Annotated in this window: 10 protein-coding genes; 5 read left to right on the forward strand and 5 right to left on the reverse strand. The window is 43.0% G+C overall.

Annotated elements, in window-relative coordinates; genetic code table 11:
* Positions 1-212: 212 nt before the first annotated feature.
* Positions 213-1,100 (forward strand): LysR family transcriptional regulator, encoded by an 888-nt coding sequence (locus ACHZES_RS19300; RefSeq protein WP_195841109.1) that lies wholly within the window; start codon positions 213-215, stop codon positions 1,098-1,100.
* Positions 1,101-1,138: 38 nt separating this feature from the next.
* On the opposite strand, the gene ACHZES_RS19305 is transcribed toward ACHZES_RS19300, so the two are convergent.
* From ACHZES_RS19305 to ACHZES_RS19320, 4 genes are all read right to left on the reverse strand, one after another.
* Positions 1,139-2,017, reverse strand: coding sequence for a LysR family transcriptional regulator (locus ACHZES_RS19305; RefSeq protein WP_395546275.1), 879 nt, complete (start codon positions 2,015-2,017; stop codon positions 1,139-1,141).
* A gap of 99 nt (positions 2,018-2,116) precedes the next feature.
* Positions 2,117-2,665, reverse strand: coding sequence for a GNAT family N-acetyltransferase (locus tag ACHZES_RS19310; RefSeq protein WP_154522872.1), 549 nt, complete (start codon positions 2,663-2,665; stop codon positions 2,117-2,119).
* Positions 2,666-2,751: 86 nt separating this feature from the next.
* Positions 2,752-3,948 carry an NADP-dependent isocitrate dehydrogenase gene (locus ACHZES_RS19315; RefSeq protein ID WP_154522874.1) on the reverse strand — a complete coding sequence of 399 codons (1,197 nt, stop codon included), beginning with the start codon at positions 3,946-3,948 and terminating at the stop codon, positions 2,752-2,754.
* 72 nt (positions 3,949-4,020) lie between these two features.
* The gene (locus ACHZES_RS19320) at positions 4,021-4,440 is read right to left on the reverse strand and encodes a metal-dependent transcriptional regulator (RefSeq protein ID WP_395546276.1); all 420 of its coding nucleotides are present in this window, start codon (positions 4,438-4,440) and stop codon (positions 4,021-4,023) included.
* Between the two features lie 187 nt (positions 4,441-4,627).
* Here ACHZES_RS19320 and ACHZES_RS19325 point away from each other — a divergent pair, with 187 nt between their 5' ends.
* The 3 genes from ACHZES_RS19325 (at position 4,628) to ACHZES_RS19335 (ending at position 10,444) form a co-directional block, all read left to right on the forward strand.
* Positions 4,628-7,468, forward strand: coding sequence for a penicillin-binding transpeptidase domain-containing protein (locus ACHZES_RS19325; protein WP_395546277.1), 2,841 nt, complete (start codon positions 4,628-4,630; stop codon positions 7,466-7,468).
* 13 nt (positions 7,469-7,481) lie between these two features.
* On the forward strand, positions 7,482-9,599 hold the full coding sequence (locus ACHZES_RS19330; protein ID WP_395546278.1) for a penicillin-binding transpeptidase domain-containing protein: 2,118 nt from the start codon (positions 7,482-7,484) through the stop codon (positions 9,597-9,599).
* Between the two features lie 395 nt (positions 9,600-9,994).
* The gene (locus ACHZES_RS19335; RefSeq protein ID WP_395546279.1) at positions 9,995-10,444 is read left to right on the forward strand and encodes a hypothetical protein; all 450 of its coding nucleotides are present in this window, start codon (positions 9,995-9,997) and stop codon (positions 10,442-10,444) included.
* A 14-nt stretch (positions 10,445-10,458) separates the two neighbouring features.
* Here ACHZES_RS19335 and ACHZES_RS19340 read toward each other — a convergent pair whose 3' ends face one another.
* Positions 10,459-10,752 (reverse strand): hypothetical protein, encoded by a 294-nt coding sequence (locus tag ACHZES_RS19340; protein WP_395546281.1) that lies wholly within the window; start codon positions 10,750-10,752, stop codon positions 10,459-10,461.
* Positions 10,753-11,007: 255 nt separating this feature from the next.
* Here ACHZES_RS19340 and ACHZES_RS19345 point away from each other — a divergent pair, with 255 nt between their 5' ends.
* Positions 11,008-12,063 (forward strand): cohesin domain-containing protein, encoded by a 1,056-nt coding sequence (locus ACHZES_RS19345; RefSeq protein WP_395546282.1) that lies wholly within the window; start codon positions 11,008-11,010, stop codon positions 12,061-12,063.
* Positions 12,064-12,065: the final 2 nt, after the last annotated feature.

Below are 12,065 nucleotides of genomic sequence, written 5' to 3' on the forward strand. Positions count from 1 at the left end.
TGTAGCCTAAGTGTAAAATTTCTGTAGAGAAAAGTACAACGATAGATTTTTATATTTATTTCATTCTTAGGGGAGGAATCCTTGACTTTATAAAATAATCTTATAGGGTTGGAAGAAATGTTTATTAAGAATAGAATATTTGACATAATTTTGTGAGTTTGCTATAATCTCCATAAATATATTTTATGCAAAAGACTTTAAGGAGAATGATTATGAATCTGGAAACCTTGGAAACCTTTTTAAAAGTCGCCGGAAACCATAGTTTTACCCAGACTGCTTCAGAGATGTTCTGCTCCCAGGCGGCTGTTTCCATACGCATGAAAAGCTTGGAAAAACATTTTGAGACTATATTATTTGAACGGGATAATAACAGGATAGGATTGACAAAGGAAGGGAAGCTGCTTCTGCCTTATGTGGAGACGGTCTTAGAAACCATGAGAGGAGCGGAAAAGGAGATATACGCCTCCCAGAATCTAAAAAACAAGGAAATACGCTTAGCATGCTCCGGTACGCCCGGAACTTATATCTTTCCGCCGATCATTCATGCTTTTTCCGCCAAATATCCGTCTGTGACCGTGGTTAATCACGTAGAGTACACTCAGAATGTTTTTGAGGATATTGAAGCTAAGGTTTTTCCTCTGGGTTTTGTGAGCCAGCCTTTCCCACCGCAAAGAGAGTCACTGATGTATGAGGAGCTGATGGACGATCCGCTGGTCTTTTTTGCATCCGTAGAAAACCCATTAAGCCGGAAAGATGAGGTTACGCTGGAAGATCTGGTAGGAGAAACCCTCATGACCACCAATCACCGCTCATCCATTGTGAAATATTTAGAGTCAGCTGGAAGCCTGAACTTCCCGAAGAGGAACATCCAGGCCATCGGCAACATCGAAGCGGTAAAAAAATGTGTGGTGGATAATCAGGGAATCGGAATATTATCGGTCCTTGCTATTGAGACAGAACGTAAATACGGAGTAATAAAAGAGTTAAAGCTTAAGGATCCCATAAATCTCACCAGAAAGATATACGCGCTGTATCATAAGGATCAGCCTTTATCTCTTCCTGATGAAGTGTTTCTTGATTTTGTTAAGAATTATATATGACGCTCCATAGAGGGATAAAATCCCCCATGGAGCGCCTTTTATTCGAACAGCACCAGGTTAATAAATGCCTGGAATGCTTCTGTCTGAAATTTATCCTTATGAAACACCACATGATTCATACAGCTGATGTCTAAGTTTTTCACTTCTATCTCAGTAATTTCCCCTCTTTTTATAGATTCATCGGCAAAAATCCTGGGAACAATGCCGATTCCGATATTTTCCTTTACTGCCTGCAGGATTACATCCGAATTGGTGCTGGACCAGAGTGGTTCGGCCGATAAATTGTTTAATGCCAGGGCACAGTCGAAAGTATACCGGATGGTACAGCCCTGTTCTCTCAAAAGCAGTGGCTCCTCAATCAGCCGTTCCAATGCCACCGGCTGTGCAAGGCGATCTGCAAAAGGATGGCCGGGGGCGCAGATCACTGCGATAGGATAGGAAGAAAAAGGTATCTTCTCCAACTGTTCATCACCTATGACACCTTCGATCAGACCGATATCCAGTTCATTTTTTAATAGCTTACTTGTGATTTCAAGGGAATTATTAACAGTGACCTTTAGCTGGGTATCAGGGTTTGTCAGGGTAAAGCGGGACACCACTTTGGGAAGTAAGTAGCTGGCAAGGGTTACACAGGAGCCGATCCGTAAGGGGGCCTGCAGATGCAGGGTGCCGGAGTAGTTTTCCAGATCCTGATACAATTCCAGGAGAGGAATGACCTTAGACAAATAAAATTTACCGTTTTCATTGATGACCACTCTTCTGGATACACGGTTAAACAGAGGAGAACCAACGGATTCTTCCAGTTCGTTGATGGCGTGGGAGATGGCTGGCTGGGTCATGGACAGCGCTTTGGCTGCTCCGGTGATGCTGCCTTCTTCACACACCGTTTTAAAGATAGTAAGATGTCTTAAGTTCATATCAGGGATCCTTCCATTACCAAGATGTTATATAATAATCTTCATTATATCATTTTGATAATGATATGAACAGAGATTTAGGAAAAATATGTAAATTTTTTAAAGCCTTACCATCATCAGATGGGCGGATGCATAACTTCCATCCCGGTATTTAAAACAGTACTCCCTGGTACCGTAAATTTCAAAACCGAACTTTTTATAAAGAGCCAGACCTCGTTCGTTTTCACTTACTACTTCAAGTTCCAGCTGCTCATAGCCCATTTCCCGGGCACCCCTTATGATGGCTGAAAGGAGATGGGAACCGATCCCAAGCCCCCAGTATGCCTTGCATATGGAGATGCCAAAGGTGGCCCGGTGGGCGTAACGTTCATATAATGCAATGGGGTTGATTCCGGCATTTGCAATGATCTTCCCGTCTACCACGGCGCAGATCATCAAATCTTTTTGGCTTCTAAGGAGGGAGGAGAGAAAATCCTGTTCATGGTGGATGGAGATTTTAATCTCATCTGCGTACCTGGACATATAACTGGTTTCCTCTGAGGTCTGGCTCATGAGTCTTAAGATAGCGGATGCGTCGCCCGGACCGGGACTTTTTAAGAGGCAGGGGGTCCCGTTTTTTAACAGGACTTCTTTTGGTTTATATTCCATAATTATATACCTCCTGAAAGGAAAAAGAAAGCAGCTGATTATGCGGCTTTCTTTTTCTGTCTTAGTTTATTTGAAACCAGGTATTTTTACAGCCGTTTTGCAATGGCCTTTATAAATTCCTCACTGTTTAATGTTATTGGATTAGGAATGGTAGTAATGAGTGCCAGATCTTTTGTCATTTCACCGGCTTCGATGGTATCAATGGTCGCCTTCTCCAGTTTATCTGCAAACGCAGCCAGTTCTGCGTTTCCATCCAGTTCTCCCCGCTTTCTTAATGCCCCGGTCCATGCAAAGATGGTGGCAACGGAGTTTGTGGAAGTTTCTTCTCCCTTTAAGTGCTTGTAGTAATGGCGCTGTACGGTTCCGTGAGCGGCCTCGTATTCATAGTCCCCATCCGGAGATACCAGGACAGAGGTCATCATGGCCAGAGATCCGAATGCAGATGATATCATATCGCTCATTACATCGCCGTCATAGTTTTTGCATGCCCAGATATAGCCGCCTTCTGATTTCATGACTCGGGCGACTGCGTCATCGATCAGGGTGTAGAAATAGGTAATACCGGCCTCTTTAAATTTGTCCGCATAGTCGGCTTCAAAGATTTCCTGGAAAATATCCTTAAAGGTATGGTCGTATTTCTTTGAAATGGTATCCTTAGTGGCAAACCATACATCCTGACGGGTGTCAAGCGCGTAATTGAAACAGCTTCTGGCAAAGCTTTCAATGGAATCATTTAAGTTGTGCATTCCCTGTACGATTCCAGGACCATTAAAGGAATGGACCAGCTCCCGTGTTTCGCTTCCATCCTCTGCGGTATAGACAAGTTCTACTTTACCGGTTCCGGGGATCTTCATTTCAGATCCTTTATATACATCGCCGTAAGCATGCCTTGCTATGGTAATAGGTTTTTTCCAGTTCATCACACATGGTTCGATTCCCTTGACAACAATGGGAGCGCGGAACACGGTTCCGTCTAAGATTGCCCGGATGGTGCCGTTGGGACTTTTCCACATCTCTTTTAAGCTGTATTCCTTTACACGGTCTGCGTTGGGAGTGATGGTGGCACACTTGACGGCGACCTTATATTTTTTGGTGGCATTGGCGGAGTCAACGGTCACCTGGTCGTTTGTCTTGTCACGGTATTCCAGGCCCAGGTCGTAGTATTCTGTATTTAAATCAATAAATGGCAGCAGAAGGTGGTCTTTGATCATCTGCCAGAGAATCCTGGTCATCTCATCGCCATCCATTTCGACGATGGGGGTTGTCATCTTAATCTTATCCATGTGTTTGTCCTCCTTAGAAATGTTCGTGTTATGCTATAGTATACGATGAATTATAAAATCACACAAGCGTTTCTATGTAAACTTATCCAGCCATTTTTCAATATTATACACAGTTTTCGGCTCAATGAAATGTTCCACCTTTTCCACCTGCTCCAGCTCATTGGAATTTTGGTTGATGTAGCAGAAAAAACGGCGGAGGACATCGTGACGGAATAATAAATATTCTCCCAGCTCCAGGCCCTCCTCCGTCAAGGAAACGGTGCCGTATTTCTCAAAGCACACCAGTCCCTGCTTCCTTAAGTTTCCAACCATTTTTGATGCGGAGGATGGCTTTACATGCAGGCATTCCGCCAGCTCCTTGATGCGGACAGGCTGGCCGTCACGATGGATCCTGCATATCATTTCCAGATAATCTTCCATGGAAGAGGTGATTTGCGTATGCTCCAAAAGGGAGTAGCCCTTCAGGGTATAGAAATTATCGGTTTGGGCCATGGTTCGATCCTTTCTTTTAACCTACAATATTACTTATATTTATTCTCATATGCAAGGTTCTATGAGTGGGGAGGATAAAAGGAGGTGCTGAAACTGATCAGATGTGATTTTATAAAAAAAAGTTTACATCAGAACTAAATCCGTGTATAATGAAATCTTACAAATGTAAGATTAAAGGAGAACCATTTTGCTTAATCATAAATTATGGAAAAAGGATGACCGGATTCCAAGACTGGCGATCCTGGGTGTTTTTTTCGGATTTCTGTTTCTGGTGCTTATTACACGGTTGTACCGTCTTCAGATCCTGGAGGGGGCAGCAAATCAGGAAGAGTTTATGAGTTCCATTATGAAGACCCAGAGACTTGCCGGAAGCCGCGGAAATATCTATGACAGGAATGGAAATTTACTGGCTTCTAATCGGCTTTCCTATGATATTACCTTGGAAGATTCTCAGAATTACAGGTCCAACAAAGAACGTCAGCGGTCCTTAAATGGGATTGCCTATCAGTTAATCCGCCTGGTTCAGGACGAAAACAAACTGAATACCATTTTGCCGATATCTGTGGACGAACAGGGAAACTATGAGTTTATAGAAGATGGGTGGAAGCTTAGCCGTTTCAAAGCTGATTTTTATGGGAAGAGTACGGTAGATGAATTAACGGAAGAACAAAAAGCCGGAACAGCGGAAGAACTCATGAAAAAATTTTGCAGCAAGGAAAAGTACCTGATTGAGAATACTTATACAGATGAGGAACAGGATCAATACGGACTGCCTCATTCCCTTACCCCTAAGGAGATTTTGCAGATAGCAAACATTCGCTACGGCCTTTCCTTAAATTCATACCGCAAATATCTTCCATATCTGGTCGCCTCGGATGTGTCTGAGGAAACGATGGTGGCGGTGTTGGAAAAGAAACGCAGCCTGCCGGGGGCAGATATCCAGGAAGGCAGCATCCGTGTTTACTATGGAGGGGATAGCCTTTCTTCCATATTAGGGTATACCGGACCAATTTCTGCCGATGAACTGGAAGCAGGGAATCGGGAAGGTACCGTCTACACGAACCAGTCTACCATAGGAAAAGGTGGAATTGAGAAGTCCATGGAAGACCGGCTTCGGGGCCAGGATGGTATGGAACAGTTTTATACGGATGTCGTTGGAAACAGGAAATCGGACCCGGAAATTACCAGTGAGCCCGAAAGCGGAAACGATATTTACTTAACCATTGACATGGATTTGCAGAATGCAGTTTATCAGATGCTGGAACAGCAGATTGCCGGTATTCTCCTTGCCAATATGTCAGAGAGCAAAAGGGCAGATATGCCAAAAGCATCCGATGCCTCCCAGATCCGGATTTCTTCGGATGAAGTGTATTTTGCATTAATAAAGAATCATGTCATTGATACCGGACGGTTACAGGAAGATGATGCAACGGATCTGGAGAAAGCTGTCTATGAAAGGTTTATGAATAAGAAAGAGCAGGTCTTTAGGGAGTTTTCTGATTCCTTTGATGTTTCTGGCTCCGGGTATGACTCCTTAAGCAGTGAGATGAAAGGCTATTATGACTATCTGCTGGATACAGTAAGAAAGAAAAAGATTCTTTCCGAAAAAAGTGGGAACTGGGATCGGGAGGAAAAAAGCTTCCGCCAGTATCTTTCCGATTGCATTGCAAATGGCTGGATTGATTTAAACCAGGTGGATTCCACTGAAAAATATATGACGCTTGAAAACAGCAGACGCCTGACGGAAGAAATGATCCTTAACAGTTTAAAGAAAGATTCCGGTTTTGATTTACTGATATTTCAGACAATGTTAACGGAAGGTACGTTATCCGGGGAGGATGTGGAAAAACTCCTTTATGAGCAGGGAATCCTATCAAAAGAGGATCCGGATTATGCCCTTCTGTTCAATGGGCAGCTGAATGCCTGGCAGTTTATCCGTAAGAAGATAAAAAATCTGGAGATCACCCCGGCACAGCTTGCATTAAATCCCTGTTCCGGATCGGCTGTAGTGGTTAACCCCAAGGACGGACAGGTGCTGGCCTGCGTAAGCTACCCGGGCTATGATAACAACCGGCTGGCAAATCAGATGGATACGGATTACTATCAGAAGCTTGCAGCAGATTTATCCCTTCCCCTGTTTAACCGGGCCACCAGCCAGCTGACGGCTCCAGGATCCACCTTTAAACCGATAACGGTAATTGCAGGACTAAATGAAGGAGCTATCAGTACAGATACCAGTATCGTATGCACCGGTGTATTTGATAAGGTACAGCCTCCTCTGCGCTGTTGGAAACGGTCAGGACACGGTCCGATTCTCTCCAGTGCCGATGCCTTAAAAAATTCCTGTAATGTCTATCTGTCCGAAATCACATACCGGCTGGGAACGGGAGAGGATGGGGTGTTTTCGGAAGAAAAGGGATTAGATAAGCTTCGGGAATATGCAGGTTTGATGGATCTGGATAAAAAGACAGGTATTGAAATCGGAGAAGCGGAACCACATGTTACGGACCGGTTTGCCATACCTTCTTCCATCGGACAGGGAACCCATAACTATACGACGACACAGATTGCACGGTTTACTTCGACACTGGCCAACCATGGGAATAGCTATAATCTTTCCCTGATTGATAAAGTGACAGATTCAGATGGCAATATGATTCAGTCTTTTAAGCCTGTGCTTCAGTCTAATGTTTCAATTCCGGACTATATATGGAATGACGTGGCTAAGGGTATGAATGAGCTGGTAAAAACCAATGCAACCTTAAAAGACTTGAAAGTGAATGCTGCCGGAAAGACCGGAACAGCAGAGGAATCCAAGACTCGGCCAAACCACGGACTTTTCATAGGATATGCCCCATTTGAAGACCCACAGATAGCCGTAACTGTGAGGGTCGCCAATGGCTACAGTTCCGGCAATGTGGTCGGGGTAGGAAAAGAGATATTCAATTATTACTTTCATCTGGAAGATCCTGCTAATATTCTTACCGGGACCGCTTCCGGCGTTTCCAATAATCTGCGGACAGATTAACAGGAGGTATGCTATGAGACGTAGAAAAAGGAGATTTTTATTCAGTACTGTTTGCACTCTTTTTATATTACTGGCTGGTTTAGCAGGGGCGGCTCTGTTCTTTCGAATTCATGGGAAAATCGGAGCATCAAGGAAAACGCCGGATGCGTTGTTCCTGGAATACGTGGAATGCCTTTCTAAGGCAGACTATACGGATATGTACGGGATGTTAGATGAGCAGAGCCATCTAAATATCAGTGAAGAGGATTTTATTACCAGGCATAAAAATATTTACGAGGGAATTGAGGCTTCCGGAATAACCGCCCAGATCGGGCAGGTAGCAGAAAAAGACGGGGAAGTAGTGGTCAGCTACAATATGAGCCTTGGCAGTATTGCCGGAGAAATAAACTTCAGCAATCAGGTAAAGTTCCGAAAGGAAAAGAAAAAAGGCTATCAGATGGTGTGGGACGACAGTGTGATTTTTCCGGAGCTTGGCCGTTCCGATAAGGTGAGAGTATCAACGGACAAGGCAAAAAGAGGAAGTGTTTTTGACAGGAATGGGCTGCTTCTTGCTGGAAAAGGCACTGCTTCCTCCGTAGGACTGGTTCCCGGAAAAATGAGTGAGGATTCTGCCGGAGATCTGGAGACTCTTGGGAACCTTCTTGGAATATCTGCGGATGCAATCGGGAAGAAACTGTCAGCCAAGTGGGTGAAAGAAGATTCTTTTGTACCTCTAAAAACCATTAAAAAAGTAGATGAGCTTAATTTGAATTCCATGGAGCCCCGGGAGGATAATGTTAAAAATAAAGAATTCCAGGATGAACTACTGGCGGTTCCGGGAGTCCTGATCACAGACACGGAAGTACGCTATTACCCGTTGGGAGAGAGTGGAGCCCATCTGGTGGGATATGTCCAGAATGTGACGGCAGAGGATCTTGAAAAGCATTCGGGTGAGGATTATCTTTCGGACAGTGTGATTGGAAGGAGTGGGATGGAGGCCTTATTTGAGAAGGAACTGAAAGGAACCAATGGACGGACCATTACCATTACTGACTCCTACGGAACCGTTAAGAAAACCCTGGCTGCAAAGCCGAGGGTAGATGGAAAGGATATAACCCTTACCATTGACAGCACCCTTCAGGATGAGATTTATCAAACCTTCAAAGAGGATAAGAGCTGTACGGTCGCCATGAATCCTTATACAGGAGAAGTGCTGGCTCTTGTCAGCACGCCATCCTACGATGACAATGATTTTATCCTTGGAATGTCTGAGGAGAAATGGGCTTCTTTAAATGATGATGATAGAAAACCCATGTTCAACCGGTTCCGCCAGAGGTTTGCCCCGGGATCTTCTTTTAAGCCCATAACTGGTGCCATCGGACTTTCTACCGGAGCGATTGACCCTAACGAGGATTTTGGAGGGGAAGGATTAAGCTGGAGAAAGGATGAAAGCTGGGGGAATTACTATGTCACTACCCTTCATGATTACAGCCCAGTTATATTGGAAAACGCATTTATTTATTCGGATAACATTTATTTTGCAAAGGCTGCCTTAAAAATCGGCTATGATGATTTCATGTCCGGCCTGGATAAATTGGGATTTAATCAGGAGATTCCTTTTGATATATCTGTAACAAAGTCTCAATACTCCAATACAGATCGGATCGAAACTGAGGTTCAGCTGGCGGACAGTGGATACGGGCAGGGTCAGATGTTAGTTAATCCCATACACTTAGCCTCGCTTTATACCATGTTTGCCAATCAAGGAAACGTCATGAAACCGTATCTGCAGTATAAAGAGGAGCCAAAGTCGGAAGTCTGGCTGCCAGGGGCATGTTCCCCGGAGATTGCAGATAGGATACAGACTGCTCTCGGCAAAGTGATCAGTTCCGAACACGGGACCGGGCACGCGGCTTACCGAAATGATATAGAGCTTGCGGGAAAGACGGGAACGGCTGAAATTAAAGCATCAAAAGACGACAGAACCGGGACGGAGCTTGGATGGTTTGCTGTCTTTACAACGGATCCAAATTTGGAGACTCCCATTCTTCTTGTTAGTATGACTGAGGATGTGAAGGATCGGGGAGGGAGCGGATATGTGGTGAGAAAGGACAAAGCTATATTGAATTCTTATATTCCAGGAGGGCGGTGAAAAGAGGGTTGGTGTAATGGTTTGAATTTGGGATGTTCTTTTCTTTTTTTAGTTAGGATTCGTTTTTATTATTGATTTGTTATTAGAAGACTATGCATAAGCATACACAAAAGGTCCCTAAGAGTATAAAAGCTGGGGTTTTTAGTGTGTGTTTATGCATTTTATTTTATCTGGGTGAGTGGGAAGTTTAACTTTTAATACATAAAAATAGAACATATGTTCGAATGAGTATTGACAATAGGATTTAAGAGTATTATAATCTAGTTGTCGACAAGAGAACGTATGTTCGAAAAAACAGTATGAAATTAGAGATTGTTTCATGGAAATATGTATGTAACAGTTAAATAATTAGAAGAAATTTCAAGCAAAAATCAAATTAAAAGAGGAGAAATAATATGTCAAGTACAAATAAAACATCATTAGGATTAAATATGTGGGAAGCATCGGATAAGCCGGTGAGACAAGATTTTGTCAATGATAATGTTATCATTAATGAAAAGATAACTAAATTAAATAGTGATTTAACCACGTTAAGCGGAAATGTAACTGCGCTAAATGGTGGTGTGAAATGGAAACTCTATAGTAGTATAGAGCAGATCGGACTTCTCCAGACAAATGCAACACTTGACAACATTTTGGCCGGTCTTAGCAACTACGCAATACTAGAATTTCCTGCATGGTATACTTCATATACAAAATTTACATTTGCGTCAACATCAACAAGACATATCATAAAAGTGGTATCAAGTACGTCTGGATATGCCTACGCCATGGACTTTGATCTTATGGTCGGCAAAACCTATACTAATTTTTATAACGGTAGTGTATGGAGTGGGTGGAAATAAATGATCATTTTGTATTACTTGGGAAGCAAATAAAAAACACGCACACCAAAATTACCGGTATTAGCCACATTAGTAAGTATATTCCATTTGCTCCCAGAAGCCATAAACGTACCGATAACTACAGGGCTGTCTGTGGTATTATGCTGTATACAATAAGCTATACTTGCATTAACAGGGATTCTATCACTGATATCAAAAACAGTAGTTGAGGTTTGAGTAGGAATTGTGAAATAAGTGTATCCCATCTGGTATTTAATTCCCCCAATTTGGATAATGCCAGAGGCTAAATCACTATTTACTTGAGTCAAACGGAACTGATACTCCTTCTTCCCTTCAATATAGAAGGATGAGTATCAGCATAACAAACAATTTTTATATCATAAAGTAGTTTACCATTGGCAATAAAGAAATATGGCAAGCAACCATACGGTACTGAAACAGGAAACATCATAACCGCGACGGGATGCAGGTGAGGAGTACCAGATGAAAAACTCCAAATACAATTAATTATGAAATTAAAACTAAAATTAACAATAGAAAATGAAAGGAGGAACCTATTATTTATGAACCGACCAGAATGTTTACATATCCCTACCCTCTACGAGGGAGAACAAGCAAAAATCAGCTGGGGAGTGGTGGAAGCAGATAAAAATTATATTGTAGAGCGAGTATTTAATGAATCTTTTTTACAGGCCCTGTCTGGATACACCTGGGACAATTTTGACAGTACCAATGAACCATGGAGCAGGTATGATCAGGAAGCCCTTAACTGGCATCAAATCGAAACCAGAACTGGCAAAGGACAGTACTGGGAACGCCTGGATTATGAGCAGTTAAGCTGGTCACAGTTTGAGAATCATTCGCATACCTGGCAGCAGTTAGAAAGCCGGGAAATAAGCTTTGAAATATTTAAAGGCTCCGGCGATGAACGTCCTGGAATTGAGCGGGGGTGTACCTGGCTGGAACTGGACGAACTTAATAAAACCTGGGGCAACCTGGAAAATTACGGACATTCATGGGATGAAGGAGAAAAGGTGACGCTTCCAGGCATCTCGTGGGAGAGTTTTGACTCCAGATGGCTGACATTTAACGAATGGGAAGGCAAAGGATTGACCTTCCATGAATTAGATACACAGAAACATGTAGAGGAACACCGGGGAATGAAAGATTCCATCCCAATTGGGGCGTCCAACGCTATGTACCGGATCAAAGCATATGATTCTAAAAGTGATGAATCTGATTATTTGACAACAGCACAATTGACGATTATACCTATATTTTATCGCAACAGCACCATGGAATACCCGGTAAAGACAGGCAATCGTTACGTTGTCCTGCTAAAAGCCCATGAGGTCAGCGGTCTGGATAAGATCCGCATGAACCTCCGATATAATCCGTACTTATTAGAATTAACAAACCTCACAGCTGGCAGCCTAAAAAGCATAACAGTACCAGGAAATTATCCGGAAGAAAATTTAAGAATATATTCCAGTATTCCGGGAAAGCTGTGGTTTCAATCAACCAGACAGTTAAGTCAGAATGAATGCTTTAGCGGTTCCATTGCATTGGTAGAATTTATCGCCAAGGGAACCGGAAGCGCAGCAGTATCATTATTTTAAGA

The sequence above is a fragment of the Lacrimispora sanguinis genome, assembly GCF_044987295.1.
In the GTDB taxonomy this organism is placed as follows: Bacteria; Bacillota; Clostridia; order Lachnospirales; family Lachnospiraceae; genus Lacrimispora; species Lacrimispora celerecrescens_B.

Excerpts from the sequence above, each read along its gene's own strand:
- ACHZES_RS19300 (WP_195841109.1), top strand. The coding sequence starts at position 213 with ATGAATCTGGAAACCTTGGAAACCTTTTTAAAAGTCGCCGGAAACCAT.
- ACHZES_RS19305 (WP_395546275.1), bottom strand. The coding sequence starts at position 2,017 with ATGAACTTAAGACATCTTACTATCTTTAAAACGGTGTGTGAAGAAGGC.
- ACHZES_RS19310 (WP_154522872.1), bottom strand. The coding sequence starts at position 2,665 with ATGGAATATAAACCAAAAGAAGTCCTGTTAAAAAACGGGACCCCCTGC.
- ACHZES_RS19315 (WP_154522874.1), bottom strand. The coding sequence starts at position 3,948 with ATGGATAAGATTAAGATGACAACCCCCATCGTCGAAATGGATGGCGAT.
- ACHZES_RS19320 (WP_395546276.1), bottom strand. The coding sequence starts at position 4,440 with ATGGCCCAAACCGATAATTTCTATACCCTGAAGGGCTACTCCCTTTTG.
- ACHZES_RS19330 (WP_395546278.1), top strand. The coding sequence starts at position 7,482 with ATGAGACGTAGAAAAAGGAGATTTTTATTCAGTACTGTTTGCACTCTT.
- ACHZES_RS19335 (WP_395546279.1), top strand. The coding sequence starts at position 9,995 with ATGTCAAGTACAAATAAAACATCATTAGGATTAAATATGTGGGAAGCA.
- ACHZES_RS19345 (WP_395546282.1), top strand. The coding sequence starts at position 11,008 with ATGAACCGACCAGAATGTTTACATATCCCTACCCTCTACGAGGGAGAA.